Genomic DNA, 24,775 nt, shown 5'->3' with positions numbered 1-24,775 from the left:
AGTGACATGATCCCCATTGTTGAAACCAAGGCGCAATCCGCCGACGTGGCCCAGGCCTTCGAGGATTTCGCCCGGGCCTTCGAGGCCTTCAAGGACGCCAACGACACCCGCCTCGGCGAGATCGAGACGCGCCTGACCGGCGACGTGGTGACGGACGAGAAGCTCGCCCGCATCGACGCCGCCCTCGACGACGCCAAGCGCCGCCTGGACCGCCTGGCCCTCGACCGCTCGCGCCCGCCCCTGGGCGACGGCGGGGAGGGAGCGCGCGATCCGGCGCAGGCCGAGCACAAGACCGCGTTCCACGCCTATATCCGCAGCGGCGAGGCCTCGGGGCTCAAGCGGCTCGAGGAGAAGGCCCTGTCGGCGGGCTCCGGACCGGACGGCGGCTATCTCGTGCCCGATGTCGTGGAGCGCGAGGTGCTGCGGCGCCTGTCCGCGGTGTCGCCGATCCGTGCCATCTCGTCCGTGCGGGTGATTTCCGGCGGGCAGTACAAGCGCGCCTTCTCGGCCTCGGGACCGGCCACCGGCTGGGTCGGCGAGACGGCGGCCCGGCCGCAGACGGCGGGCCCGACCCTTTCGGAGATGAGCTTCCCGGCCATGGAGCTCTATGCCATGCCGGCCGCGACCCAGACCCTTCTCGACGACGCGGTGGTCGATATCGACCGCTGGATCGCGGAGGAGGTCGAATCCGCCTTCGCCGAACAGGAGGGCGCCGCCTTCGTCAACGGCGACGGCGTGAACAAGCCGAAGGGTTTTCTGGCCGCCGACACGGTGGAGGACGAGATCTGGGAATGGGGCCGCCTCGGCACGGTGCAGACCGGCGGCGCGGGCTTTCCGGCCACCAACCCGTCCGACGTACTGGTGGAGCTGATCTACGCCCTGAAGGCCGGCTACCGGCAGAACGCCGCCTTCGTGATGAACCGCAAGACGCAGAGCGCGATTCGCCGGTTCAAGGACGATAATGGCCAGTATCTCTGGGCGCCGCCCGCGAGCGCCGGACAGGCCGCGACCCTGATGGGCTTTCCCGTGGTGGAGGCCGAGGACATGCCTGACATCGCGGCGGATGCCTGCGCGGTCGCCTTCGGGGACTTCAAGCGCGGCTATCTGGTGGTGGACCGGGCCGGGATGCGCGTGCTGCGCGATCCTTACTCCGCCAAGCCCTACGTGCTGTTCTACACCACCAAGCGCGTGGGCGGCGGCGTGCAGGACTTCGCGGCGATCAAGCTCCTGAAGTTCGCGAGCTGATAGTCGGGGTCATCATCGCCTCACCACAGCCCTCATGCTGAGGAGGTCACGCAGTGACCGTCTCGAAGCACGAGGGCGTTTCCGGAGACCGCTGGAACCATCCTTCGGGACGCGGCTACGCCGCCCCTCAAATCTGGCCCATGAAGCGCGACCTCATTCCCTCCCCCTTGTGGGGAGGGCCAGGGTGGGGGTGTGAGCGATAGCCTATGACGGTGTGGCGCCCACACCCCCACCTCCACCTCCTCCCCACCGCAAGTCGGGTGTTCCCGACTTGCGCAAGAGGATGCGGATCTCGGGCAAGCCCGAGGTCCGTGGGGAGGAGAGCCGGTCAGCGCCACCGGTGAACAGGGGCAGGCCCGAGTTCCGTGGGGAGGAGGGCTGTCGGCGCCCCGAGAGCCAGACTTTCAGGATAAGGACGGAGGGTGATGAGGAGCCCGGTTTTCGCCCTCAGCGCCGCGTCCAGGCGGGCCCGATTCCGTCCAGGGAGCGGATGCCCTCCATGATCCAGCCCAGATGCTCGGAAATCGGCGTCACGGCCGTCAGCCCGCCGCAGGCGCTGGTGTCGCGGCTGCGCAGGGCGCCGCTCGACCAGCTGACGATGCCGAGGAGGCGGTAGCCGCCGCGGGTCGCGGCCAGAACGGGGCCTCCGGAATCGCCGCGGCAGGCGCCCGCGCCCGTGGTCTCGGCGAGCCGGGTCCTGTCGGCGACGATGATCACCCGGTTCGCCACCTCCACCGGGCCGAGGGAGACCAGATCCGTCTGGCGCAGAATGCGCGCCGTGCGCCGCTGCCGCTCGGACAGAAGCCCGAACCCCGCGATGGTGACCCGGTTGCCCGTGTCGATGTCCACCGCGAGCCTCGGATCGAGCGGCGCGTAGTCGGGGCTGAGGGGCTGACCGAGTTTGAGGATCGCCAGGTCCACGCCGGGTTGGGTGCGCGGCGTCGTGCCGTGCACGAAGGTCGGGTGAACCGCCATCGCCACCACCGCGTAGCGCTGCGGACGGAAGGCGCGGTTCACCGCGACGACCCGGTAGGACGCCACGTCCATCATGCAATGGGCGGCGGTGAGCACGAGGTCCCGCGCGATCACCGCGCCGGAGCAGAGCTCGCCCGCGCTGTTCTCGATGTAGACCACCGAGCGCCGCAGGCCGTTCGGATCGCGGGTCGTGGTGCCCAGCAGCACGGCCTGCGCGGGAGCGGCGAAAAGCATGAAGGCGGCGATGAGGAACGGCAGGATGCGCATGGGAACGAGTGTGAGGGGTGGTGGGCGTTTCCACAAGTGAAGGTTTGGGGTAGGCCAATGGTTCCCTGAGGAATTTCAGGGCACCGCGCCGTTCCACCGCGCGCTTCGCCGCCAGCTCGCGAGAGTTTGATCGATCCATTGCCGCTGCGGCCCCACCAGGATGCCTTGCGTCACGTCTCCGCAGCTCTCTCCCTTGGCGGCGGTGGACCAGCTCGTGACCGCGACCACCGAATCTCCCGAGGCCATCGGCCCGCCTGAATCGCCCTGGCACGCGCCCATCGCGCCCGTGCCCTTCGACCACAGGAGAATCCGGCTTGGGCCGTAGGGCTCGATGACCGTCAGGGACGCGGTGCGGAAGGTGCCCGTGGTCTTCGGGTCGTTGCGGCGGGCAAGGCCGTAGCCGCCCACCACGACGGTGCCGTTCTTCGCCGGCCATGACGCGCCGAGGGTCGCCGTCTCGAATCGGTCCGGCAGCGGTTCGGGAATGCGCAGCAGCGCGAGGTCGATGGAGCGCCGGCGGGTCTCGATGGCCTTCGGGTCGTAGGCCGGATGCACCGCCTTCGCGGCGGGCACGATCAGCACCGGCTCTCCCGACTCGTCGCGGAAATGCACCCGGTGTTCCGCCGCGCCGGTCACGCAATGGGCGGCGGTGAGCACCGCGTCCGGCGCCACGACCACGGCGCTGCACACGCCGCCGTTCGAACTCAGGACCATCACGCTCTGCCGCGCGAGAGGACCGTTGTCCTCGCGGCCGCCGACGATCGCCTGCGCGGCCGTCGCCGACAGGCCGCACGCGAGGAGGAGGGTGGTGAGCCGTTTCATGAAAAAGGATCCCTGTTTCCATGACCCCGATACTCGTCGAAGGCCCCGCCGTCGAGCCCGTGAGCCTGCCGGAGATGAAGCTGCACCTGCGCGTCGACGGCGATGCGGAGGACGAACTCATCGGCGGCCTCGTGACGGCGGCGCGCCTGACGGTGGAAGCCGCCTCGCGGCGCGTGCTCGTCTCGCAGCGCTGGCGCGTGGTGCTGGACCGCTGGCCCGAGAACGGAACCCTCATGCTGCCCCTGTCGCCCATCATCGCTGTGGAGAACGTTTCGGTGCGCGATTCTTCCGGTACGGAAACCGAGATCGCGCCGGACCGCATCGAGGCCGACACGCTCAGCGATCCGCCGCGCCTCGCGGTTCTGCCGCCGCCGCAATCGCCGCTCGCCCGCAACGGCATCGCCGTCACCGTGCGGGCCGGGTTCGGGCCTGCGCCCGAGGACGTGCCCGCCACCCTGCGCCTCGCCGTGCGGATGCTCGTCGCCCGCTGGTTCGAGAACCGGGGCGACATGACCGGCGAGCAGACCCTGCCGCCGGAGGCCCTCGCCCTCGTCGCGCCGTTCCGGCGCGCGCGGCTGTGAAAACCGCCGCCGCCATTCCGGGCAGTCCGCAGGGCTGAGCCCGGAGGGGCGGCGGAGACATCTCCCGTCATCCGAAAAGAACCATGCCATCCAAAACCCTTCCCATCGGCGCGCGGGCGCGCCGGTTCGTGCTCGAACTGCCGCTCGAACGGCCCGACGGCTTCGGCGGCGTCATCCGGTCCTATGCGCCGGGCCCCCAGATCTGGGGCGCCATGGAAATGCTCTCGGGCGCCGAGCGCGTGCGCGCCGACCGGCCGGAACAGGCGCTCACCCACCGCATCACCCTGCGCTACCGCGAGGGCGTGACCGGCGCCATGCGGATCGTCTGCGGCCTCCGGCGCTTCGCGATCCGCGCCGCGTCCGATCCCGACGGCTCACGGCGCGACCTCGTCTGCCTCGTCGAGGAGATCAAGGCATGACGAGCCCGGTCCTGGCCCTGCGCCGCGCCATTCTCGATGCGGCGACGGCCGATCCGGACCTCGTCGCGCTCATGGGCGGCACCCTGCGGCTCCACGACGAGCCGCCCCGCGCCAGCGCCCTGTCTATGCGCTGTTCGGCAACGTGACCGCGCAGGACTGGTCCACCGATTTCGACCGGGGCCACGAGCAGGATGCAAGCCTCGTGGTCTGGGCCGAGCGCGGCAGCGCCGGCACGGCGCTCGCAGTCGCCGAGCGCTTCGCGGCGATCCTCGACGATGCGGCGCTTCCCCTCGACGGCCACCGCCTCGTGAACCTGCGCGTGACGGAACTCTCCGCCAGCCGCGACAAGGATAGCCAGCTCACCCGCGTGGCGCTCAATCTGCGCGCGGTGACGGAGGTGGGTTGACATTTTTTCAACGCCCGCCGTCATCCCGGGCCGCGAAGCGGAGCCCGGGACCCATAACCGCCAGCGTATCCGAGACATGCAGCGAGCGTCCCGCTTCATTCTGCATCGTCAGCGTCTATGGGTTCCGGGCTCTCGCTGCGCTCGCCCCGGAATGACGGTGGAGCGTTCCTCATCGATCATGAAAGGAATCTTCCATGCCTGCACAGAAGGGCAAGGACCTGCTCGTCAAGATCGGCGATGCGGATGGCGGCTTCGTCACGGTGGCGGGGCTGCGCACGCGCCAGATCGCGTTCAACGCCGAAACGGTCGACGTGACGAACGCGGAATCCGCCGGACGCTGGCGCGAGCTTCTCGCCGGGGTCGGCGTGCGCCGCGCGGGCATCACCGGCTCCGGCGTGTTCAAGGACGAAGCCTCCGACGCGCGCATGCGCCAGGTTTTCTTCGACGGCGACATTCTCGCCTACCAGATCGTCGTTCCGGATTTCGGCCGCATCGAAGGCCCGTTCCAGATCACGAGTCTCGAATATCGCGGCGACCATGCGGGCGAAGTGACCTTCGAGATGGCCTTCGAATCCGCAGGCGCGCTCACCTTCGCGGCGTTGTGACAAGCGGCGCGGCCTGCACTCGGCGGCAGGTCGGAAGCGCCGCGTTGCTCTCCTCCCCCTTGTGGGGAGGAGGTGGAGGTGGGGGTGTGGGCGATAGCCTATGAAGGTGTGGCGCCGGCACCCCCACCCTGGCCCTCCCCACAAGGGGGAGGGAAGGAGGTCGCGCCAGACAGCGCCGCATTAACGAGGGCCGCAACCGCTCCCACCCTCATCCTGAGGAGCCGCGAAGCGGCGTCTCGAAGGAGGCTCCAGTTTACTCCCGAGACGCCTCGTCCTTCGGGACGGTCACGGCATGACCTCCTCAGGATGAGGCTTCCAAACGGCGGGAAGCCGCCGGAACGGGTCTTCGTACGGTCCCGAACGACACCATCCATCACGAAAGGACACGACCATGCCCAACAGACGACGCGGCGAGGTCGCGCTGCAGATCGGCGAGGTGCGCTACACGCTCTGCCTCACCCTCGGGGCGCTCGCGGAGCTCGAGGATGCCTTCGGCGTGCAGGATCTCATGGCCCTGGCCGAGCGCTTCGGCACGGGTCGCCTGTCGAGCCGGGATCTCCTCGCGCTGCTCGCGATCTCCCTGCGCGGCGGCGGTCATGCGCTTTCCGACGCCGAGGTGGCGAGCCTGCCCTTGAACGACGGCATCGCGCCCGTGGCGGCGGCGATTGCGGATCTTCTCGCCGCGACCTTCGGAGCCGCTCCAAACCATCTGCAGCCGCAGGACGCGTGAGCGAGCCGCAGGCGTTTCCCTGGGACGACGCCATGATGTTCGCTTTGAGTGTCCTGCGGTGGAGCCCGTCCGCCTTCTGGCGCGCCACCCCGCGCAAGCTGATGGCGGCGTGGGAGGGATTGAACGGTGGGCGAAGAGCCGAGCCGGCGCTGGGCCACGATCTCATGCGGCTGATGGCGGCATTTCCGGATGAACGAGGCACGGAAGGATCATCTGCGAACAAGTGACGACGGACCTGCGGACGACAGGCAACGCCTCGACATGTTCATCGGCCTCTCCGACCGTTTCGGTGCGTCCACGGCCAATGCCTCGCAAGGAATACTGCCGAGAGCGCCAGATTGGACGATGTCATCAATCGCTGGTTTTCTGCACCGCACTCCTCCTCAGGTGCGGAAAGTCGTCGGTTGTTCCCAGATATTTGATTCCACGCAATTCTATGCAGCCGATGTAGAGCCTTCGCCACCTGTAATAGGCGATGTTGACGGGTGCCGAGGCCGTGGCTTTCTCGGCCTCGTAGTCGCATTCATCCTGCATCCGCACCCGTTCCTGCTGCGTGAGCTTGCTGGTGTCGAACACCAGCGATACCGGCTCCGACACGCAGGCGGCCAGGCTCAGGATCGGAATCAGGAACAGGTTTAAAGGAGATCGGATCGTGGCTGATCCTATCGATTTCAAGAATACGCAAAAAGAAGTTTTCAAGGATAAAGACCGGCAGCTCAATACGCTCATAGGTCTTTCCGACCGTTTCGGTGAGTCCATGGCCAGTGCCTTCGCAAAGAACATTGCCGAGGGCAAGAAGTTTGACGATGTTCTGAAGAATGTCCGGCAGACATTCACACAATTCGCTTTACGTAGCGCCATCGCGCCGCTGCAAAATTCCCTGACGAAAGGTCTCCAAAGCTTGCTTGGGGGCATCTTCGACAATTCGCTGTCGGACGGGTCCGGCCTGTCCGATGTCGGAAAGGGCATCGGCTCGTTCTTCGGCTCGCTTTTCGGTGGCGGGCAGGCCACGGCGCTCGCGCAGGGCGGCGTGCTCTCGCGCGGGATGGTGATGCCGTTCGCGCAAGGAGGCGTGGTCGGCGCGCCGACCTATTTCCCGCTCGGGCGCGGCCTCGGGCTCATGGGCGAGCGCGGCGCCGAGGCCGTGATGCCTCTGGCGCGGGGGCCGGACGGACGGCTCGGCGTGCAGGCGGGCGGGGCGGGGCGTTCCGCCTCGATCACGGTCAATATCGCGACCCCGGACGCGGAGAGCTTCCGCCGGTCCGAGGCGCAGGTTTCCGCCGCGCTGGCCCGGGCCGTGGCGCGGGGGCAGCGCGGGATGTGAGGACGGTGCCTAGAGCATCGTGCGAAAAGGGGATCCGGTTTTCCGCATGAACGATGCTCTCATCCATAGGGAAAGCATCGGATCAGCCCCAAAGTGCAAGTCCACTTCTGGGTCCGGTGCTTTAGGCGTTCTCCTCGTTCTCGATCATCGCCAGCAGCTCGTCCTTGAGCCTGACGCGGCGGCGCTTGAGGTCCTCCTCGACGTCCTCGGTGGTCGGCTCCACCCGGGTCTCGACCCTATGGATGGTGCGGTTCAGCTCGTTGTACTCGTCGTAGAGCCGCGCGAAGTGGTTGTTGCTCGTCTTGAGCTGGTGGATCCGGTCGGTCTTGTCCGGAAAGTCCGAGGCGAGGTCGTTGGGGGCGTTGCTCATCGCCTGTCGTCTCCCTTTTCGTTTTCGACGTGTCGACACGACAACGTCACCCCGCATTTTCCGTTTCATCGCAAAAGGTGAGGATCATGGCCTCCGACTTCCACGAGGTGCGCTTTCCCCTCGACGTCAGCCTCGGCAGCCGCGGCGGGCCCGTGCGGCGCACGGATATCGTCACGCTGGCCTCGGGCCGGGAGCACCGCAACAGCCGCTGGGTCCGGTCGCGCCGCCGCTACGATGCGGGCCTGGGCGTGCGGACCGTGGACGCGCTGCACGCGGTGATCGCCTTCTTCGAGGAAAGGCGCGGGCGCCTCATCGGCTTCCGCTTCCGCGACCGCGCCGACTGGCGCTCCGGCCCGCCCTCGCGGGAGCCGACGCCCCTGGACCAGCGCATCGGCACCGGCGACGGGACGAGCCTGGCCTTTCCCCTGGCGAAGACCTACGGCTCCGCTCACGCGCCCTACCGGCGCCCGATCGCCAAGCCGGTGGGCGGTACCGTGCGCGTCGCCCTCGACGGCGTGGAACAGCCCGTCGGCGCCGCCTTCACCTGCGACCCGGCCACGGGCGTCGTGGTCTTCACGGCCCCGCCGCCGCCCGGCTCGGCGGTCACCGCGGGCTTTGCCTTCGACGTGCCGGTCCGCTTCGACACCGACGAACTCGATATCGACCTCTCGGCCTTCGACGCCGGCGAGATCCCGAAGATCCCGCTGATCGAGATCGTGCCGTAGCGGCCGTCATTCCGGGACGGCCGCAGGCCGGGACCGGAACCCACAACCACTGACGTTCTGCTAAAAAGCGGCAAGCGTCCCACCTCTTCCTGCCACGTCGGCGGTTATGGGTCCCGGGCTCGCACCTCCGGTGCGCCCCGGGATGACGGGAAGGGCGCGCCTCGGATCGCTGGCGGTTGCGTCTTCTCCTTGGAGTCCCCATGCGCACCATCCCCCAAGACCTCGCCGCCCATCTGGCGGAGGGGGCGACCTTCCTTTGCCATTGCTGGAAGCTGATCCGCCGCGACGGGCAGGCCTTCGGCTTCACCGACCACGACCGCGACCTCGCCTTCGGCGGCACCGTCTTCGCGGCCCGTACCGGGCTCGAAGCCGCCGAGGCCTCCGCCGAGCTCGGCTTCGCGGTCGGGGGCGGGGAGGTGGCGGGCGCGCTCGTCTCGGCCGGGCTGACCGAGGACGACATCGCGTCCGGCCTCTACGACGACGCGAGCGTCGAGACCTGGCTCGTCAACTGGGAGAGCCCGGACGAGCGCATTCTCCTCGACATCGGCTCCATCGGCGAGATCCGCCGCTCGGACGGCAGCTTCGTGGCCGAGGTGAGGGGGCTCATGCACCGGTTCGACGAGGAACGCGGCCGCCTGTTCCGCGCCACCTGCTCGGCCGATCTGGGCGATGGGAAATGCGGCGTGAACCTCTCGTCGTCGAGCTATTCCGGCACCGGCACCGTCACCCGCACGGACGGCGCGCTGGTCATCGCGGCTGCCGGCATCGGGTTCGCCGACGGCTGGTGCACGGGCGGGCGGCTCACCTGGACCGGCGGGGCCAATGCGGGGCTGTCGGTCGAGGTCAAGGTCCATCGCGCCGTGAGCGGCACCGACGAATTCGACCTCTGGCAGCGCGCGCCGCAGGCCATCGCGGCCGGCGACACGTTCCGGGTCACGGCCGGATGCGACAAGACCCATGCCATGTGCCGCGCCAGGTTCCGCAACGTGGCGAACTTCCGCGGCTTCCCGCACATGCCCGGCAACGACTTCATCATCCGCATGCCGCGCCAGGGCGAACCCGGCCTCGACGGCGGCAGCTTCTTCCGGTGACGCAAGGCACTTCCGCAGTCTCATTCTCAGGGGCGAGGCGTCTCCGGAATGCCCTGGAGCCTCCTTCGGGACGCCGCTTCGCGGCTCCTCGGGATGAGGGTGGGAGATGTGTCGCTTCCGAATGTGGCAGCGTACAGCGCGACCTCATTCCCTCCCCCTTGTGGGGAGGGCCAGGGTGGGGGTGTGAGCGCAGGACTGGAACCAGGATGGCGCTCACACCCCCACCTCCACCTCCTCCCCACAAGGGGGAGGAGAGCAACGCGGCGCTTCCGGCAAGTCCGAGGTCCGTGGGGAGGAGAGCCGGTCGGCGCTTCCAAGGCCCAAGATCCGTGAGGGAGGAGAGCTCGCGCGGCGCTGCCCGTGTGGGCCTTCGACCGACCCGCCTCCTCATCCGTCGCACGTCCATCCCTGACTCTTCCCCAAGGGGAGAGGAACGAGGCTGCATCTTCCATGCCCATACCCGACATAGTCGTCGCCGAGGCGCGCTCCTGGCTCGGCACACCCTATCGCCATCAGGCTTCGCTCAAGGGCGTCGGCTGCGACTGCCTCGGCCTTCTGCGCGGGGTGTGGAGGGAGGTCATGGGCGCCGAGCCCGAAAAGCCGCCGCCCTATGCCGCCGACTGGGCGGAGGCGGGGGCCGACACGCTTCTCGCCGCGGCGCGGCGGCACCTGGTCGAGGTGGAAATCGCGGATCTCGCGCCGGGGGACGTGCTGCTCTTCCGCTGGCGCGCGGGCCTGCCCGCCAAGCACTGCGCCATCGCCACGTCGGACGCCACCATGATCCATGCCCATGACGGGGCCTGCGTCGCCGAGGTGGCGTTCCGGCCCTGGTGGCGGCGCCATCTCGCCCATGTCTTTCGCTTTCCCGGATAACGCCCATGGCCACTCTCGTCCTGCAAACCGTCGGCTCCGTGGTCGGCGGCGCGATCGCCGGGCCCATCGGGGCCATGGCGGGCCGGGCCCTCGGGGCCCTGGCCGGAGCCGCCATCGACAACGCGCTCTTTGCCGGCTCCGACGGCCCCAAGGTCGTGGAGGGACCGCGCCTGAAGGAGATCGACGGCCTCACCTCCACGGAGGGCGCGCCGATCCCCCGCGTCTACGGACGCGCCCGCATCGGCGGCCAGCTCATCTGGGCGACCCGCCTGGAGGAGGTGGTCAACACCAGCACGCAGCGCTCCGGGAGCCAGGGCGGCAAGGGCGTGGGCGGCCAGGGGCCGGAGACGGTCAACAAGACCTATTCCTATTTCGCCAATCTGGCGGTGGGCCTGTGCGAGGGCCGCATCGCCTTCGTCCGCCGGGTCTGGGCCGACGGGCGCGAGATCGACCTGTCGACCGTCACCATGCGGGTGCATCGCGGCTCGGAGACGCAGAGTCCCGATCCGCTCATCGTCGCGAAGGAGGGCTCCTCCCACGCACCCGCCTATCGCGGCCTCGCCTATGTGGTGTTCGAGCGCCTGCCCCTCGCCGATTACGGCAACCGCGTGCCGCAATTCGCCTTCGAGGTGGTGCGGCCCGTGGACGGCCTCAACCGCATGGTGCGCGCCGTCTGCCTGATCCCGGGCGCGAGCGAGTTCGGCTATGACACGCGGCCCGTCACCCAGGTCCTGGGCCTCGGGGCCACGCGGCCGGAGAACCGCCACCAGCTGCGCAACGGCACCGACGTGGCCGCCTCCCTCGATGCCCTGCAGGCCCTTTGCCCGAACCTGAAACGGGTCTCCCTGGTGGTGAGCTGGTTCGGCGACGACCTGCGCGCGGGCTCGTGCCTCATCGAGCCGCGCGTGGACGTGAAGACCAAGACCACCGACGGGTCGGAATGGGCGGTGGCAGGCCGGTCCCGCGCGGACGCAAAGGCGGTGTCGCAGGCCGACGGCGCCCCCGCGTATGGCGGCACGCCCTCCGACGCCTCCGTGCGGCGCCTGATCGCGGAGCTCAAGGAGCGCGACCTGGAGGTGGTGCTCTATCCCTTCGTGATGATGGACGTGCCCGCCGGCAACGACCTGCCGAACCCCTATGGCGGCACGGGCCAGCCCGCCTATCCCTGGCGCGGGCGCATCACCTGCCATCCGGCGCCCGGCCAGCCGGGCTCGCCGGACGGGACCAGCGATGCGACGCTGCAGATCAACCAGTTCTTCTTCCGGGACGGCGGCGGCCTTCGCGACCTGATCGTGCATTACGCCAGGATGGCCAAGGACGAAGGCGGGGTCGACGCCATCGTCATCGGCAGCGAACTCGTGGGGCTCACGCGGGTGCGCTCGTCCTCGGGCATCTACCCGGCCGTCACGCGCCTGCGGCAGATTGCGAACGAGGTCCGCTCCATTCTCGGCCCGGGCACCAAGATCGTCTACGCGGCGGATTGGACCGAGTACGGCGCCCATGTGCTCGACGGCGGCAACGAGGTGCGCTTTCCCCTCGATCCGCTCTTCGCGCAGGCGAGCATCGACGCGGTGGGCATCGACTATTATCCGCCGATCTCCGACTGGCGCGACGGGCCGGATCACGCGGACCTTCCGGACGGGCGCAGCGTCCATGACGTGGATTACCTGCGCGCCCGGCTCGGCAGCGGCGAGGCCTTCGACTGGTACTATGCCGATGCCGCCGAGCGCGCCGGGCAGGTCCGCCGGCCCATCGCGGACGGGGCCTACGGCAAGCCCTGGATCTACCGGGCGAAGGACCTCGTCTCCTGGTGGTCGAACCCGCATGTGGAGCGCCAGGGGGGTACGGAAATCCGTACTACCGCATGGGAACCCCGGTCGAAGCCGATCTGGCTCACGGAGATCGGGATTCCGGCCGTGGACAAGGGCTCCAACGGCCCCAACGTCTTCCCGGACCCGAAATCCTCCGAGTCGGCCCGCCCGCCGTTCTCCCGGGGCGTGCGCGACGACCTCATCCAGGCGCGGGGACTGGAGGCGATCCTGTCCCGGTTCGATCCCGGCCTGCCGGGCTTCCAGGAGACCTACAATCCGGTCTCGCCTGCTTACGGCGGCCGCATGGTCGATCCGGACCACGTCTATGTCTGGGCCTGGGATGCGCGCCCCTTTCCGGCCTTTCCCGATTTCGACACGGTCTGGAACGACGGCGCCAACTGGGAGACCGGGCACTGGATCACCGGGCGCATCGAGGGCGCGCCCCTCGACCGGCTTCTCGCCGCCATCCTCAGGGATTTCGGCCTCGACGCGTCGGGCCCGTTTCCGGTCGACGGCTTCGTGGACGGCTATGTGATCGACCGCCCCCTGTCGGCCCGCGGCGCCCTCGAACCCTTGCTGCGCCTCTTCGGCGTCGATGCGGTGGCGAGCGGCGGCCGGATCCTCTGGCGCGGGCGCGGCGGCCGGGCGGTGCTCGACCTCGCGCCGGAAGACCTCGTTCTCGACGAGCGCGAGCCCTCCCTCAAGCTCGTCCGGTCCCAGGAGACCGACCTGCCGCAGCAGGTGGAGATCGGCTACACGGAAGGGGACCTGGATTATCGCCGGGCCGCGGTGGCCTCGCGCCGCCTCGCGGGCACCAGCCGCCGGGAGGCGCGGGCGGATACCGCCGTCGTGACCCGCCGCGCCGAGGCGCAGCGCCTCGCCGATGCCTGGCTGCAGGACCTCTGGGCCGGGCGCGAGAGCGCCGAGTTCGCCCTGTCCCCGCGCCGGGTCGATATCGAACCCGGCGACGTGATCTCCCTTTCCACGGATGCCGGGCGAAAGCTGCACCGGGTCACGCGCATCGCCGACGGGCCGACCCGCAAGGTGACGGCGCGGGCGGTGGAGCCTGCCGTGTTCGAGACGCCGGGCGCCTCGATCCCGCGCCCGGTCCGCCGTCCGCCGCCGCTTCCGGGCAAGCCGCTCGCGGTGGTCCTCGACCTGCCCGCGAGCCCGGCGGATCCGACGCCGCTGCAGCATATCGCCGTGGCGGCCGATCCGTGGCCCGGCGCGGTGGCCGTCTGGCGTTCGGGCAACGGCGCGAGCTTCACGCCGCACCGCATTCTCAGCCTGCCGGCGGTGATCGGGAGGACGCTGACCGCGCTGGATCCCGGTCCCCTCTGGCGCTGGGACCGGCGCGGGAGTGTCGATGTCGAGATCTCATCCGGCGCCGTCGGTTCCATCGACGACGAGGCGGCGCTCGCGGGCGGCAACCCCTTCGCCGTGCAGGGAGCGGACGGCCGGTGGGAGATCCTGTCCGCCGCCCGCGCGGAGATGATCGGCGAGCGGCAATACCGCCTCTCGCGCCTGCTGCGCGGCCTGGCGGGCAGCGAGCCCGAGGCCATGCGCGCCGTGCCGCAAGGGGCGCTGATCGTGCGCCTGGACGAGGGCGTCGTGCCGCTCACGAGCGACCTTCAGGACCTCGGCCGGACATGGCGCTACCGCGTCGGACCGGCGGGCCGCGACCATGCGGATCCGGCCGTGGTGGAGTTCGCGGCCGCCGCGGGCCGCGAGGCGCTGAAGCCCTTCAGTCCCGTCGGCGTGAGCGCGAGGCGGGAGGAGGGCGGCATCGCCCTGCGCTGGTTCCGCCGCACGCGCCGCGACGGCGACGCCTGGGAGCCCGCCGACGTGCCGCTCGGGGAGGATGCGGAGCTCTATGAGGTCGACATCCTCCAGGGCGGCGCCGTCTGCCGCGTCCTGTCGAGCGCGGCGCCCTTCGTCCTTTATCCGTCCGTGCAGGAAATCGCCGATTTCGGCGCGCCGCAGACGAGCCTCGACCTGCGCATCGCGCAGGTGAGCGCCGCGGCCGGGCGCGGCTTCGCGCGCGCCGTCACCGTTCCCATCCTCTGACCTCCCGTCGGTACCACATGACCAGCACACCCCATCTCGACCTGCCGCTGCTCGCCGCGGCGCAGGCCCAGAAGCACGTCACGCACAACGAGGCCCTGGCCTCCCTCGACGCGCTCGTCCACCTCGCCGTGAAGGAGAGGAACCGCGTTGCCGCGCCGGGTTCCCCGCAGGAGGGGGACCGCTATCTCCTCGGCTCCGACGCCGCCGGCGTCTTCGCCGGCCATGGCGGCGAGATCGCCCTGTTCGACCTCGGCTCGTGGCGCTTCCTCGTCCCGCGCCCCGGCTGGCGCGCCTATGTGGAGGCGGAGGACGCGATCCTCGTCTTCGACGGCGCGCAATGGCGCGATCTCGGCCGCTACACCCGGGAGCTCTCGCATGTGGAGCGCCTCGGTATCGGCACGGGCGCGGACGATCTCAACCGCCTCGCCGCGAAGCTCAACGCGGCGCTGTTCACGGCGCTCGGCGCGGGGGAGGGCGGCACGGGGGATCTGCGCTTCGTGCTCAACAAGGAGGGCGCCGCCAGCGTGCTGTCCCAGCTCTATCAGAGCGGCTACAGCGGACGGGCCGAGACGGGCCTGATCGGCGGCGACGACTTCCGCATCCGCGTCTCGCCCGACGGCAGCGCGTGGCACGATGCGCTCCGCGTCGATGCGGCAACGGGGCTCGTGTCGTTTCCCAGCGGCCATGCGGGGGAGACCGCGCCGAACCTCCTCGTCAACGGCCATTTCCTCGTCAACCAGCGCCCCTTCGCAGGCGGCGCCCTGGCGGCGGGCGCCTCCGGCTTCGACCGCTGGAAGGCGGGGCCGGGGGGCTGCACGATCGCACGCACGGCCGACGGAACCGTCACTCTCACCGGGCCGGTCGAGCAGGTGGTGGACGTAGCGCAGGCGGCGGCGCTCACCGGCGCGTCCTCCTATGCGGGCGGCACCCTGACCCTCTCGGTCGAAAACCCTTCGGCGCCGATCCCCGTGGTCGTCGGCACGAAGGCCGCGACCATCCCGGCCGGAAGCGGCCGCCGCTCCGCCACCGTGACGCTCGACGCATCGGAGACCGGGCACGTCACCGTCCGCCTTCATCCGGCATCGGCCTGCACCTTCGCCCGCGTCCGGCTCGAACGCGGAGCGGTCGCGACGCCATGGAGCGCGGAGCCCATCGAGATCACGGAGGCCCGCTGCCGCCGCTACTACCAGCGCATCGCGAGCGGCGGCGGCATGGTTCTCGCCCAGCGGGTCTCGGGCAATCTCATCGACGTGTTCTGTCCTCTGCCCACGCCCATGCGGGCCGCTCCGGCCCTCCTGACCAGCGGCTTCGCGTGGTCGGGTGCGGCGCCTTCGGGCAACCAGATCGCCTTCTTCGACAATGCCGCCGGGCTCTGGGCGGGCCTGTCGGGCGGGCTCGCCCTGTCGCTGGCGCGCGCGGGGGCCGGCTCCGCTGTCGTGAGGCTGCAGGCGGGCACCTCGTTCAGCGGGTCGCCGGGCGCGGTCGGCGCGCTCCATCTCGGCGCCTCCGCCTTCATCGCCCTGCAGGCGGAACCGTGATGGCGGCGACCTTCGAGGCCTGCCTCGCCTGCGTCCTGCGGCACGAGGGCGGGTTCGTCCACCACCCGGCCGATCCGGGCGGAGCGACCAAGTTCGGCATCACCCGCGCGACCCTCGCCCGGTCCCGGGGCCGCCCCGTCTCGGTGGAGGACGTGCGCGGGCTCAGCCGGGAGGAGGCGGGCGGGATCTATCGCCGCCTCTACTGGGACGTGGTCCGGGCCGACGACCTGCCGCCCGGGCTCGATCTCGCCCTGTTCGATTTCGCGGTCAATTCCGGTCCGGCGCGGGCCGTGCGGACGCTGCAGGACGTCCTCGGCGTCGCGGCGGACGGCGTCGCCGGGCCGCTGACCCTGCAGGCCGCGCGGGAGGCGGACACGGCGGACGCCGTCCGCCGCCTGACCCGCGCGCGGCTTGCCTTCCTTTCCCGGCTCGCCGCCTGGCCCGTCTTCGGGCGGGGCTGGCGCATTCGGGTTCTCGCGGTCGAGCGGGAGGCTCTCCGGCTCGCCCCTTCCTCCACCCACCCTGAAAGGGAACCATCCTCATGATCGACACCAAGACCATTCTCGCCAGCCGCACCGTCTGGGCCAATCTGGTCGGCCTCGCGGCGCTCGTCCTCGGCCTCCTCGGCTTCGACGCTTCGGAGCTGGACTCGGACGCCTTCGCGGAAGCCGCGGCGCAACTCGTTGCCGGCGCGAGCTTTATCGCTTCGACGGTGTTCCGGATCCTGGCCACGAAGCAGATCCTGAGCTAGTGTTACATTCAGACTTCGTTCAGTGCTGGAAAGGCATGGTCGCAACATGCGTCTGGTTTGGTCGATCATCGTCTTGTGTGGGTTGATGGGTTCCGCGCACGCGCAGAGCGCGTCGGCGGCGCTCCGGAACTGCCTGCCGCCCCGGGAAATGCAGGAGGCTGTGGCCTCCAAGGGCGTGGTCGCGCCCGCCGTCGCCGTGATGACGGCGAGGCGCCAGGTTCCCAACGCCGACGTGGTCCGGGCCAATCTCTGCCGGAGCAGCGATGCCCTGGTTTATGTGATCATGGCCTTGCAGAAGAACGGCCGGATCGTGCAAGTGATGATCGACGGTTCTTCGGGACGCGTGAAATCGGTTCAATAAGGAAAGCTGAAAAGCGTGCGCCTTCTCGTTGTCGAGGATGACAATACCCTCAATCGCCAGATCGTGACCGCCCTGGAGCAGGCCGGCTACGCGGTCGACTCCGCCTCGGACGGGGAGGAGGGGCAGTTCCTGGGCGACACAGAGCCCTACGATGCCGTGATCCTCGATCTCGGCCTGCCGAAGGTCGACGGCGTGTCCGTGCTCAACGCCTGGCGGCGCGAGGGGAGGAAGATGCCCGTCATCATCCTCACCGCCCGCGACCGCTGGAGCGACAAGGTGCAGGGCTTCGACGCCGGCGCCGACGACTACGTGACCAAGCCCTTCCACATGGAGGAGCTGCTGGCCCGGGTGCGGGCCCTGCTGCGCCGGGCCACGGGCCATGCGACGAGCGAGATCAGCTGCGGCCCGGTCAAGCTCGACACGCGCTCCGGCCGCGTGGCGGTGGACGGCAATCCGATCAAGCTCACCTCGCACGAATACCGGCTGCTGTCGTACCTGATGCACCATACCGGCCGCATCGTCTCCCGGGGCGAGCTGACCGAGCATCTCTACGACCAGGACTTCGACCGGGATTCGAACACCATCGAGGTGTTCATCGGCCGGCTGCGCAAGAAACTCGGCGTCGACATCATCCAGACCGTGCGCGGCCTGGGTTATCTCCTCGACGCGAGCCAGTCGAAGACGTGAGCGGGCTCCGCCCGATCCTCAAGGGCTTCACGGGCCGGTCCATCGCGGTCCGCCTGGCGGCTTCCTCGGTCTTCTGGAGCTTCGCGATCCTGCTGATCGCGGGGCTCATTCTTTCGACCCTCTACCGGGACACCACCGAGAGGGCGTTCGACCAGCGCCTGCTGGTCTATTCCAACACCCTGGCCTCCAACCTCGTCGCGCCGGGCGATCCCGACCGGGACCTCGGCCCCATCGGCGACCCGCGCTTCGAGCTGCCCCTGTCGGGTTGGTATTGGCAGGTGGCGAGGCCGAATGCAGGGCCGGGGGAGGTGCGCTCCTCCAAGTCGCTCTTCGGCGGAATGCTGCCGAGCCTCGGGCCGGTGAGCGACGAGACCTTCGGGCAGATCCGCCGCGGCTACGGCAAGGCCCCGGACGAGCGCGGCCTGCGCATCATCGAGCGCGACATCGACCTGGGCGAGGACGGCCGGTTCATCATCCGCGTCGCCGGCCCCTCCGACGAGATCGCCACGGACGTGCGCAACTTCGTGTTCGCGATGACCGTGACCTTCGCGCTGCTCGGGCTCGCGCTCGGCTTCACGACCCTGCTGCAGATCCGCTTCGGCCTGCGCCCGCTCGCCAACCTGCGCAGCGCCCTCGGGGCCATCCGGCGCGGGGAGGCGGAGCGCATCGCGGGCGAGTACCCGCAGGACATCGCGCCGCTGGCGAGCGAGCTCAACCTGCTCCTCGACACCAACCGGGAGATCCTGGAGCGGGCGCGGACCCAGGTGGGCAACCTCGCCCATGCCCTCAAGACGCCGCTGAGCATCGTCGTCAACGAGGCCGAGAATGCGCCGGAGGAGGTGGCCGCCAGGGTGCGCGAGCAGGCGGCGGTCATGCGCGACCAGGTGAACTACTATCTCGACCGCGCCCGCGCCGCGGCGCTCGCCGGCACCCTGGGCACGCTGACGGATGTGGACCCCGTGATCGACAGTCTCGCCCGCACCTTCGCGAAGATCTACCGCGACAAGGATCTGGCGGTCGAACTCGCCGTTCCGAAGGGCCTGCGCTTCCGGGGCGAGAAGCAGGACCTGGAAGAGATGGCGGGCAACCTCATCGACAACGCGGCCAAGTGGGCCTCGGGCAAGGTGGCGGTGACGGCCGAGATCGTTCGCACCGACGCGGACCGGACCAACCTGCGCCTGTTCATCGACGACGACGGCCCCGGCCTGCCCGAAGCCGCGCGGGAGGAGATGCTCAAGCGCGGACGCCGCCTCGACGAGACCAAGCCGGGCTCGGGGCTGGGCCTGTCCATCGTCAGCGACCTGGCCGCGCTCTACCGGGGCTCCCTCAAGCTCGACGCCTCGCCCATGGGCGGTCTGCGCGCGATCCTCGAACTCCCCGGGGACAGAGCTTGACCCTGTGCGCTTTGCGCGTGACACCGTGCCGCCATCGTGCTTGACGGGTGCGCGGGTTAATTAGGAGCCCATGGTGATCTGGATAATACTCCTGGCGATGACGGCCGCGGCCGTGATGGTGGTCCTGTGGCCCCTGTCGCGCCACGCCGCCGCGCGCGGGCAGGCGGATCCCGACATCCAGTTCTACCGCGAGCAGATCGCCGAGATCGAACGCGACCAGGAAAGAGGCGCGCTCCTGCCGGGCGAGGCGGAGGCCGCCAAGGCCGAGGCCGGACGCCGCCTCCTGCGCGCCACCGGCACCCAGGACGAGGGCTTCGCGGCCCTCGGCGAGCCCGCCCTGCGCCGCCGTCGCGCCGTATCGGCCCTGGCCCTGTCCGTCGTCCCGATTCTCGCCATCGCCCTCTACGGCGCTTACGGCTCGCCCCACATCTTCGACCGCCCCGCGATGATGGCGAGCCGGCCGCAGGCCGCTGCGCCCGACCTCGACGTGGCCGTCACCCAGATCGAGACTCATCTGGCCCAGAACCCGCAGGACGGGCGCGGCTGGGAGGTTCTGGCGCCTGTCTACCTGCGCATGGGCCGGGTGGACGATGCGGTGAAGGCCTACGGGAATGCCCTGCGCATCCTCGGCGAGAATGCGGACAGGCTCTCCAATTACGGAGAGGCCATGGTGCTCGCCGGGAACGGGTTGATCTCGTCCGAGGCGCAGGCCGCCTTCGAGAAGGCGGTGGCCCTCGACAAAGCCGCCCCCAAGGCCCGGTTCTATCTCGCCAAGGCCGCCGAGCAGGACGGGCGGACCGACAAGGCCAAGGCGGCCTACGAGGAGCTCCTGGCCGTCTCCCCCGCCGATGCCCCGTGGACGCCGCTCGTGAAGGAGCAGCTGGCCCGGCTCGGCGCCCCGCAGGCCGCTCCGGCTCAGGGCGGAGAGCCGCAGATGGGCCCGGAGGACATCCTGCGCATGGTCTCGGGCCTCGCCGAGCGCCTGGAAAGCCAGGGCGGCAGCGCCGAGGAATGGGCGCGACTCATGCGCTCCTATGCGGTCCTCGGCCAACGTGATAAAGCAGAGGCCGCAGCTCGACGTGCGCGCCAGGCACTGGCGAAGGACGACGCAGGGCTGAAGACCATCGAAACGATGGCCCGTGAACTGAAACTGACTGACGCCGCGCAATGACCAGAAAACAACGCCGCCTGACCTTGATCGGTGTCGCGGGCTGCTTCCTCGCGATCGCCCTGGGCCTTGTGTTCTACGCGATGAACGACACCATCGTGTTCTTCAACTCCCCTGCGGACGTTGTTGCCAAGAACGTGCAGCCCGGCACGCGCTTCCGCCTCGGCGGGCTCGTGAAGGAAGGCTCCGTCCAGCGCGGGGACAATCAGCAGGTGGCCTTCGAGGTCATGGATGCCGAGCGCTCGATCAAGGTGAGCTACCAGGGAATGCTGCCCGACCTGTTCCGCGAGGGGCAGGGCGTCGTCGCCGAGGGCATGCTCGACCCGGCCGGGATCTTCAAGGCCGACACGGTTCTCGCCAAGCACGACGAGAACTACATGCCCCGCGAGGTGGCGGACACCCTGAAGAAGCAGGGCCATTGGCAGGGCGAGGCCAGCGCCGCGCCGCCGACTCAGTAACGAAGGAGTGCCATCCGTGTTGGTCGAGGCCGGACATTTCGCGCTCGCGCTCGCGCTTGGCTTATCCCTGATCCAGTTCGTGGTGCCGCTCTGGGGCGCCCGTTCGAACGATCCGGTCCTGATGGCGGTGGCCCCGGCCGCCGCCCTGGCGGTTCTGGCCTGTCTGGGCTTCGCCTTCCTCAGCCTGACCGTCGCCTACGTGACCTCCGATTTCTCGGTGCTCAACGTGGTCGAGAACTCGCACTCGACCAAGCCGATGATCTACAAGATCTCCGGCGTGTGGGGGAACCACGAGGGCTCCATGCTGCTCTGGGTCCTGATCCTGGCCCTGTTCGGAGCCGTGGTCGCCCTGGCGCGCAACAGCGTGCCCGCGCGCCTCCAGGCCAACACCCTGGCCGTGCAGGGCCTCGTCACGGTCGCGTTCCTGCTCTTCATCCTCACCACGTCCAACCCCTTCACCCGGGTGGTTCCGATGCCGGCCGAGGGACAGGACCTCAACCCGCTGCTGCAGGACCTGGGCCTCGCGATCCATCCGCCGCTGCTCTACATCGGCTATGTCGGCTTCTCGATCTGCTTCGCCTTCGCGTGCGCCGCCCTCATCGACGGGCGCATCGACGCTGTCTGGGCGCGGATCGTCCGGCCCTGGACGCTCGGGGCCTGGGTGTTCCTGACGCTGGGCATCGCCATGGGCTCCTACTGGGCCTATTACGAGCTCGGCTGGGGCGGCTGGTGGTTCTGGGACCCGGTGGAGAATGCCTCCCTCATGCCGTGGCTCGCGGGAACGGCCCTCGTGCATTCCACGGTCGTCATGGAGAAGCGCGACGCCCTCAAGGTGTGGACGATCCTGCTCGCGATCCTGACCTTCTCGCTGTCGCTGCTCGGCACCTTCCTGGTCCGCTCCGGCGTGCTGACCTCGGTTCATTCCTTCGCGGTGGACCCGGAGCGCGGCGTGTTCATCCTCGGCATCCTGGTCCTGTTCATCGGCGGATCCCTGACGCTCTTCGCGTGGCGCGCGCCCCTGCTCAAGCAGGGCGGCCTGTTCGCACCCGTCTCGCGGGAAGGGGCGCTGGTCCTCAACAACCTCTTCCTGGCGACCGCTTGCGCCACCGTGTTCATCGGCACCCTCTACCCGCTGGCTCTCGAGGTGGTCACCGGCGACAAGATTTCGGTCGGTGCGCCGTTCTTCAACTTCACCTTCCTGCCGCTCGTGGTCCCGCTGCTCCTGCTCGTGCCGCTGGGGCAGACGCTGGCCTGGAAGCGCGGCAACTTCCTCGGCACGGCGCAGCGGCTTTACGCGGTGCTGGGCATCTCCCTTATCGCCACGCTGGCCCTCGTCGCCTTCCGCAACGGCGGCCCCGTGGCCGCGCCCCTGGGAATCGGCCTCGGCATCTACCTGATCCTGGGCTCCTTCAACGAGATCGTGACCCGGTCCTGGAGCCGGGGCACTCCCCTGGCCTCGGCCTGGCGCAAGGCCTCGGGCCTGCCGCGCTCGACCTGGGGCACGGTGCTGGCCCATGCGGGCGTGGGCGTGACCGTGATCGGCATCGCCGCCACCGCCTGGGACGCGGAGGGGCTCGGAACCCTGAAAATCGGCGACACCATGCGGGCCGGCGCCTACGAGGCGCGGCTGGAGCGGGTGGTGCCGCGTCAGGCGGCCAATTACCGCGAGGACGTCGCAACCCTGCGCATCTCCCGCGGCGGGCGGGAGCTCGGCACGGTCGAGACCATGAAGCGCCTCTACGTGACGCGCGGCATGCCGACCACCGAGGCGGGAATCATGACAGTCGGCCTCAGCCAGGTCTATGTCAGCATCGGCGAGATCCTGCCCGACGGCTCCATCGGCATGAGGATCTATCACAAGCCCCTGGTCCTGCTGATCTGGCTCGGCGCCGTGGTCATGGCCGCGGGCGGCACCCTGTCGCTCACCGACCGGCGCCTGCGCATCGGCGCCCCGTCGCGGGCGAGGGCCATGCAGGCGGCATCCGTACCGGCGGAGTAAGGGCATGCGGTTCGTTCTGGCGCTCGTCGCAACCCTGTTCATCGGCACCGCGGCCCATGCGGTCCAGCCCGACGAGGTGCTGAAGGATCCCGCCCTGGAGCGGCGCGCCCGCGACATTTCGGCGGGCCTGCGCTGCCTCGTCTGTCAGAACCAGTCCATCGACGATTCCGACGCGCCTCTCGCCAAGGACCTGCGCCTGATCGTGCGCGAGCGCCTGCAGGCGGGGGACACGGATGCGGAGGTCGAGTCGTTCCTGGTCCAGCGCTACGGCGAGTTCGTGCTGCTGAAACCCACCTTCGGCACGCACACGCTGCTGCTGTGGCTCGCGCCGGCCCTGGTGCTCGTCCTGGGCGGCATCGGGGCCTATGCCGCCCTGCGCCGCCGGCCGCAGCCGGCGGCCGCGCTCGATATCGAGGAGCAGCAGGCACTGGAGGCCGTGCTCAAACGGGACGAGGGCGCCCGGTCCTGACCGGATGCCGGCCTTGCCTTTCGGAGGCGTCAGCTCTTGGGATTCACGCCGCTGCAGAATTGCGGGGTGTTGATGTTCCAGTTCCCGCACTTGTCGCAGGCCGACGCCAGGAGCCCGAGCCCGACCACGCATGCGACCTGAATAATACGCTTCATCTTCAAACCCCCACTCTGCGCCGCCACCCTATGACACGACCCTCGAGGCTTCCAGCCTCCCGGGGCCGGCGCGGACGGCCGGGCAGGGACCCTATGGGGTCATGCCCAACAAAACCTTACCAACATTTCATCTGCGCGTGAGGGTACGGTAACGCGGGGGACCCCATCTTCCTCTCACGACGATCCCACAAGGGTTCCTCCCCAAGGGTCCTCGAGGAGAGACAGAAATATGATGGACAAGGTTTCCACACCCCGCAAGCGTATGACCACGTGGCTCGGCGCGGCGGCCGTCGCAGCATTGATTGCGGGCGGCGCTGTCGAGTCCGGTCTCATCGCTCCCAATTCCGCCCATGCCGAACTGCGCTCCATGACACAGGCCGTTCCGGCCGCCCCGTCCTTCGCGGACGTGGTCGAGCGCGTGAAGCCCGCCGTGGTCTCGGTCAAGGTCAAGGTGCAGAACGTGGCCGACCGCAGCGGCGACGGCGACGGACAGCAGTTCTCGATGCCCGACCTCCCGCCCGGCCACCCGATGGAGCGCTTCTTCCGCAACTTCCGCGACCGGCAGGAGCCGGGCGAGCGCGGTCAGCGCGGCCAGCGTCAGCAGCCCCGCCGCTTCGGCCAGGCCGTCGGCTCCGGCTTCTTCATCTCGGCCGACGGCTATGTGGTGACCAACAACCACGTGGTCGACAAGGCCAGCGAAGTGACCGTGATCATGGACGACGGCAAGGAGCTCGACGCCAAGGTGATCGGCACCGACCCGAAGACCGACCTCGCCCTGCTGAAGGTCGAGGGCAGCGACTTCCCTCACGTCCGCCTTGCCGGCCAGAAGGCCCGGATCGGCGACTGGGTGGTGGCGATCGGCAACCCCTTCGGCCTCGGCGGCACCGTGACGGCGGGCATCGTCTCGGCCCAGCACCGCGACATCGGCGCGGGTCCGTACGACGACTTCATCCAGATCGACGCCTCCGTGAACCGGGGCAACTCGGGCGGCCCGACCTTCAACCTCGCGGGCGAGGTCGTGGGCGTGAACACGGCGATCTTCTCGCCGTCCGGCGGCAATGTCGGCATCGCCTTCGCGATCCCGGCCAGCACGGTGGACAACATCGTGACGGCGCTCAAGGAGAACGGCTCCGTGACCCGCGGCTTCATCGGCGTGCAGATGCAGGCGGTGACCAAGGAAATCGCGGAAGCGATCGGCCTGTCCGAGCCCAAGGGCGCCCTCGTTGCGGAAGCCATGAAGGACGGTCCGGCCGCCAAGGCGGGCGTGAAGACCGGCGACACCATCGTGGCCGTCGACGGCCAGCCGATCCGCGAGGCCAAGGACCTGTCCCGCAAGGTCGCCCAGGTCGCGCCCGGCAAGTCCGTGTCGCTCACGCTCTTCCGTGACGGCAAGGAGCGCACCGTGACTCTCGAGGTCGCCCCTCAGCCGAAGGGCATCTAACCCCTTCCCAAGTCGGATACCGGGTTTCTTGTTGATAGCCCCC

Annotated in this window: 29 protein-coding genes; 24 read left to right on the top strand and 5 right to left on the bottom strand. The window is 69.5% G+C overall.

Annotation, left to right across the window (positions count from 1 at the left end):
• Nucleotides 1-6 precede the first annotated feature (6 nt).
• Nucleotides 7-1,245: a phage major capsid protein gene (locus LGR44_RS13990; RefSeq protein WP_226741310.1), complete on the top strand. Its 1,239-nt coding sequence runs from the start codon at nucleotides 7-9 to the stop codon at nucleotides 1,243-1,245.
• Between the two features lie 447 nt (nucleotides 1,246-1,692).
• Here the strand turns inward: LGR44_RS13990 and LGR44_RS13985 are convergent, their stop codons facing one another.
• Nucleotides 1,693-2,487, bottom strand: a complete 795-nt coding sequence (locus LGR44_RS13985) for a S1 family peptidase (protein ID WP_226741309.1) — start codon at nucleotides 2,485-2,487, stop codon at nucleotides 1,693-1,695.
• A 75-nt stretch (nucleotides 2,488-2,562) separates the two neighbouring features.
• Complete coding sequence (locus LGR44_RS13980; protein ID WP_226741308.1) at nucleotides 2,563-3,309, bottom strand: S1 family peptidase; 747 nt, start codon at nucleotides 3,307-3,309, stop codon at nucleotides 2,563-2,565.
• A gap of 20 nt (nucleotides 3,310-3,329) precedes the next feature.
• Between LGR44_RS13980 and LGR44_RS13975 the strand changes: the two genes are divergently transcribed.
• From LGR44_RS13975 to LGR44_RS13945, 7 genes are all read left to right on the top strand, one after another.
• Nucleotides 3,330-3,890, top strand: coding sequence for a head-tail connector protein (locus LGR44_RS13975; protein WP_226741307.1), 561 nt, complete (start codon nucleotides 3,330-3,332; stop codon nucleotides 3,888-3,890).
• 83 nt (nucleotides 3,891-3,973) lie between these two features.
• A complete protein-coding gene (locus LGR44_RS13970) occupies nucleotides 3,974-4,309 on the top strand; it encodes a phage head closure protein (RefSeq protein ID WP_226741306.1) in 336 nt (111 codons plus the stop codon).
• The gene (locus LGR44_RS13965; protein ID WP_226741305.1) at nucleotides 4,306-4,455 is read left to right on the top strand and encodes a hypothetical protein; all 150 of its coding nucleotides are present in this window, start codon (nucleotides 4,306-4,308) and stop codon (nucleotides 4,453-4,455) included. Before LGR44_RS13970 ends, LGR44_RS13965 begins: the two co-directional genes overlap by 4 nt.
• Nucleotides 4,440-4,715 carry a tail completion protein gp17 gene (gene gp17 / locus LGR44_RS13960; protein WP_226741469.1) on the top strand — a complete coding sequence of 92 codons (276 nt, stop codon included), beginning with the start codon at nucleotides 4,440-4,442 and terminating at the stop codon, nucleotides 4,713-4,715. Before LGR44_RS13965 ends, gp17 begins: the two co-directional genes overlap by 16 nt.
• 194 nt (nucleotides 4,716-4,909) lie before the next feature.
• A complete protein-coding gene (locus LGR44_RS13955; RefSeq protein ID WP_226741304.1) occupies nucleotides 4,910-5,320 on the top strand; it encodes a phage major tail protein, TP901-1 family in 411 nt (136 codons plus the stop codon).
• Nucleotides 5,321-5,711: 391 nt separating this feature from the next.
• Nucleotides 5,712-6,050 (top strand): gene transfer agent family protein, encoded by a 339-nt coding sequence (locus LGR44_RS13950; protein WP_226741303.1) that lies wholly within the window; start codon nucleotides 5,712-5,714, stop codon nucleotides 6,048-6,050.
• A complete protein-coding gene (locus LGR44_RS13945) occupies nucleotides 6,047-6,277 on the top strand; it encodes a phage tail assembly chaperone (protein WP_226741302.1) in 231 nt (76 codons plus the stop codon). Before LGR44_RS13950 ends, LGR44_RS13945 begins: the two co-directional genes overlap by 4 nt.
• Nucleotides 6,278-6,401: 124 nt before the next feature.
• Here the strand turns inward: LGR44_RS13945 and LGR44_RS13940 are convergent, their stop codons facing one another.
• Nucleotides 6,402-6,626 carry a hypothetical protein gene (locus LGR44_RS13940; protein WP_226741301.1) on the bottom strand — a complete coding sequence of 75 codons (225 nt, stop codon included), beginning with the start codon at nucleotides 6,624-6,626 and terminating at the stop codon, nucleotides 6,402-6,404.
• Between LGR44_RS13940 and LGR44_RS13935 the strand changes: the two genes are divergently transcribed.
• Nucleotides 6,616-7,374 (top strand): phage tail tape measure protein, encoded by a 759-nt coding sequence (locus tag LGR44_RS13935; RefSeq protein ID WP_449871022.1) that lies wholly within the window; start codon nucleotides 6,616-6,618, stop codon nucleotides 7,372-7,374. The two genes, LGR44_RS13940 and LGR44_RS13935, sit on opposite strands and share 11 nt — an antisense overlap.
• A 121-nt stretch (nucleotides 7,375-7,495) precedes the next feature.
• On the opposite strand, the gene LGR44_RS13930 is transcribed toward LGR44_RS13935, so the two are convergent.
• Nucleotides 7,496-7,744 (bottom strand): YdcH family protein, encoded by a 249-nt coding sequence (locus LGR44_RS13930; protein WP_226741299.1) that lies wholly within the window; start codon nucleotides 7,742-7,744, stop codon nucleotides 7,496-7,498.
• An 86-nt stretch (nucleotides 7,745-7,830) separates the two neighbouring features.
• On the opposite strand from LGR44_RS13930, the gene LGR44_RS13925 reads away from it, so the two are divergent.
• The 14 genes from LGR44_RS13925 to LGR44_RS13860 all read left to right on the top strand — a co-directional run bounded on the left by LGR44_RS13925 (nucleotide 7,831) and on the right by LGR44_RS13860 (nucleotide 23,136).
• On the top strand, nucleotides 7,831-8,469 hold the full coding sequence (locus LGR44_RS13925) for a DUF2460 domain-containing protein (protein ID WP_226741298.1): 639 nt from the start codon (nucleotides 7,831-7,833) through the stop codon (nucleotides 8,467-8,469).
• Nucleotides 8,470-8,669: 200 nt separating this feature from the next.
• Nucleotides 8,670-9,560, top strand: a complete 891-nt coding sequence (locus tag LGR44_RS13920; protein WP_226741297.1) for a DUF2163 domain-containing protein — start codon at nucleotides 8,670-8,672, stop codon at nucleotides 9,558-9,560.
• Between the two features lie 450 nt (nucleotides 9,561-10,010).
• Nucleotides 10,011-10,433 carry an NlpC/P60 family protein gene (locus LGR44_RS13915; RefSeq protein ID WP_226741296.1) on the top strand — a complete coding sequence of 141 codons (423 nt, stop codon included), beginning with the start codon at nucleotides 10,011-10,013 and terminating at the stop codon, nucleotides 10,431-10,433.
• A gap of 5 nt (nucleotides 10,434-10,438) precedes the next feature.
• Entirely contained in the window at nucleotides 10,439-14,311 is a 3,873-nt protein-coding gene (locus LGR44_RS13910; protein ID WP_226741295.1) for a baseplate multidomain protein megatron, read from the top strand.
• Nucleotides 14,312-14,328: 17 nt separating this feature from the next.
• A complete protein-coding gene (locus tag LGR44_RS13905) occupies nucleotides 14,329-15,849 on the top strand; it encodes a DUF2793 domain-containing protein (RefSeq protein WP_226741294.1) in 1,521 nt (506 codons plus the stop codon).
• Entirely contained in the window at nucleotides 15,849-16,394 is a 546-nt protein-coding gene (locus tag LGR44_RS13900) for a glycoside hydrolase family 108 protein (RefSeq protein WP_226741293.1), read from the top strand. The genes LGR44_RS13905 and LGR44_RS13900 overlap by 1 nt, the downstream gene beginning before the upstream one ends.
• On the top strand, nucleotides 16,391-16,600 hold the full coding sequence (locus tag LGR44_RS13895; protein WP_226741292.1) for a hypothetical protein: 210 nt from the start codon (nucleotides 16,391-16,393) through the stop codon (nucleotides 16,598-16,600). The genes LGR44_RS13900 and LGR44_RS13895 overlap by 4 nt, the downstream gene beginning before the upstream one ends.
• Before the next feature lie 85 nt (nucleotides 16,601-16,685).
• A complete protein-coding gene (locus LGR44_RS13890; RefSeq protein ID WP_226741291.1) occupies nucleotides 16,686-16,961 on the top strand; it encodes a PepSY domain-containing protein in 276 nt (91 codons plus the stop codon).
• 15 nt (nucleotides 16,962-16,976) lie between these two features.
• Entirely contained in the window at nucleotides 16,977-17,648 is a 672-nt protein-coding gene (locus LGR44_RS13885; RefSeq protein ID WP_226741290.1) for a response regulator transcription factor, read from the top strand.
• On the top strand, nucleotides 17,645-19,042 hold the full coding sequence (locus LGR44_RS13880) for an ATP-binding protein (protein ID WP_226741289.1): 1,398 nt from the start codon (nucleotides 17,645-17,647) through the stop codon (nucleotides 19,040-19,042). Before LGR44_RS13885 ends, LGR44_RS13880 begins: the two co-directional genes overlap by 4 nt.
• A 70-nt stretch (nucleotides 19,043-19,112) precedes the next feature.
• Entirely contained in the window at nucleotides 19,113-20,213 is a 1,101-nt protein-coding gene (gene ccmI / locus LGR44_RS13875; RefSeq protein WP_226741288.1) for a c-type cytochrome biogenesis protein CcmI, read from the top strand.
• Nucleotides 20,210-20,668, top strand: coding sequence for a cytochrome c maturation protein CcmE (gene ccmE / locus LGR44_RS13870; protein ID WP_226741287.1), 459 nt, complete (start codon nucleotides 20,210-20,212; stop codon nucleotides 20,666-20,668). Before ccmI ends, ccmE begins: the two co-directional genes overlap by 4 nt.
• A 16-nt stretch (nucleotides 20,669-20,684) precedes the next feature.
• Nucleotides 20,685-22,667: a heme lyase CcmF/NrfE family subunit gene (locus LGR44_RS13865; protein ID WP_226741286.1), complete on the top strand. Its 1,983-nt coding sequence runs from the start codon at nucleotides 20,685-20,687 to the stop codon at nucleotides 22,665-22,667.
• Between the two features lie 4 nt (nucleotides 22,668-22,671).
• Complete coding sequence (locus LGR44_RS13860) at nucleotides 22,672-23,136, top strand: cytochrome c-type biogenesis protein (RefSeq protein WP_226741285.1); 465 nt, start codon at nucleotides 22,672-22,674, stop codon at nucleotides 23,134-23,136.
• Between the two features lie 29 nt (nucleotides 23,137-23,165).
• Here the strand turns inward: LGR44_RS13860 and LGR44_RS21835 are convergent, their stop codons facing one another.
• Nucleotides 23,166-23,291, bottom strand: coding sequence for a hypothetical protein (locus LGR44_RS21835; RefSeq protein ID WP_264196507.1), 126 nt, complete (start codon nucleotides 23,289-23,291; stop codon nucleotides 23,166-23,168).
• 229 nt (nucleotides 23,292-23,520) lie between these two features.
• On the opposite strand from LGR44_RS21835, the gene LGR44_RS13855 reads away from it, so the two are divergent.
• On the top strand, nucleotides 23,521-24,732 hold the full coding sequence (locus tag LGR44_RS13855; RefSeq protein ID WP_404809926.1) for a S1C family serine protease: 1,212 nt from the start codon (nucleotides 23,521-23,523) through the stop codon (nucleotides 24,730-24,732).
• Nucleotides 24,733-24,775: the final 43 nt, after the last annotated feature.

This window comes from Microvirga lenta, assembly GCF_020532555.1.
Classification (GTDB): domain Bacteria; phylum Pseudomonadota; class Alphaproteobacteria; order Rhizobiales; family Beijerinckiaceae; genus Microvirga; species Microvirga lenta.
This window is presented reverse-complemented; position numbering and strand designations above follow the sequence as displayed.

Excerpts from the sequence above, each read along its gene's own strand:
- LGR44_RS13990 (WP_226741310.1), top strand. The coding sequence starts at position 7 with ATGATCCCCATTGTTGAAACCAAGGCGCAATCCGCCGACGTGGCCCAG.
- LGR44_RS13985 (WP_226741309.1), bottom strand. The coding sequence starts at position 2,487 with ATGCGCATCCTGCCGTTCCTCATCGCCGCCTTCATGCTTTTCGCCGCT.
- LGR44_RS13980 (WP_226741308.1), bottom strand. The coding sequence starts at position 3,309 with ATGAAACGGCTCACCACCCTCCTCCTCGCGTGCGGCCTGTCGGCGACG.
- LGR44_RS13975 (WP_226741307.1), top strand. The coding sequence starts at position 3,330 with ATGACCCCGATACTCGTCGAAGGCCCCGCCGTCGAGCCCGTGAGCCTG.
- LGR44_RS13970 (WP_226741306.1), top strand. The coding sequence starts at position 3,974 with ATGCCATCCAAAACCCTTCCCATCGGCGCGCGGGCGCGCCGGTTCGTG.
- LGR44_RS13965 (WP_226741305.1), top strand. The coding sequence starts at position 4,306 with ATGACGAGCCCGGTCCTGGCCCTGCGCCGCGCCATTCTCGATGCGGCG.
- LGR44_RS13955 (WP_226741304.1), top strand. The coding sequence starts at position 4,910 with ATGCCTGCACAGAAGGGCAAGGACCTGCTCGTCAAGATCGGCGATGCG.
- LGR44_RS13950 (WP_226741303.1), top strand. The coding sequence starts at position 5,712 with ATGCCCAACAGACGACGCGGCGAGGTCGCGCTGCAGATCGGCGAGGTG.
- LGR44_RS13930 (WP_226741299.1), bottom strand. The coding sequence starts at position 7,744 with ATGAGCAACGCCCCCAACGACCTCGCCTCGGACTTTCCGGACAAGACC.
- LGR44_RS13925 (WP_226741298.1), top strand. The coding sequence starts at position 7,831 with ATGGCCTCCGACTTCCACGAGGTGCGCTTTCCCCTCGACGTCAGCCTC.
- LGR44_RS13920 (WP_226741297.1), top strand. The coding sequence starts at position 8,670 with ATGCGCACCATCCCCCAAGACCTCGCCGCCCATCTGGCGGAGGGGGCG.
- LGR44_RS13915 (WP_226741296.1), top strand. The coding sequence starts at position 10,011 with ATGCCCATACCCGACATAGTCGTCGCCGAGGCGCGCTCCTGGCTCGGC.
- LGR44_RS13910 (WP_226741295.1), top strand. The coding sequence starts at position 10,439 with ATGGCCACTCTCGTCCTGCAAACCGTCGGCTCCGTGGTCGGCGGCGCG.
- LGR44_RS13905 (WP_226741294.1), top strand. The coding sequence starts at position 14,329 with ATGACCAGCACACCCCATCTCGACCTGCCGCTGCTCGCCGCGGCGCAG.
- LGR44_RS13900 (WP_226741293.1), top strand. The coding sequence starts at position 15,849 with ATGGCGGCGACCTTCGAGGCCTGCCTCGCCTGCGTCCTGCGGCACGAG.
- LGR44_RS13895 (WP_226741292.1), top strand. The coding sequence starts at position 16,391 with ATGATCGACACCAAGACCATTCTCGCCAGCCGCACCGTCTGGGCCAAT.
- LGR44_RS13890 (WP_226741291.1), top strand. The coding sequence starts at position 16,686 with ATGGGTTCCGCGCACGCGCAGAGCGCGTCGGCGGCGCTCCGGAACTGC.
- ccmI (WP_226741288.1), top strand. The coding sequence starts at position 19,113 with ATGGTGATCTGGATAATACTCCTGGCGATGACGGCCGCGGCCGTGATG.
- ccmE (WP_226741287.1), top strand. The coding sequence starts at position 20,210 with ATGACCAGAAAACAACGCCGCCTGACCTTGATCGGTGTCGCGGGCTGC.
- LGR44_RS13860 (WP_226741285.1), top strand. The coding sequence starts at position 22,672 with ATGCGGTTCGTTCTGGCGCTCGTCGCAACCCTGTTCATCGGCACCGCG.
- LGR44_RS21835 (WP_264196507.1), bottom strand. The coding sequence starts at position 23,291 with ATGAAGCGTATTATTCAGGTCGCATGCGTGGTCGGGCTCGGGCTCCTG.
- LGR44_RS13855 (WP_404809926.1), top strand. The coding sequence starts at position 23,521 with ATGATGGACAAGGTTTCCACACCCCGCAAGCGTATGACCACGTGGCTC.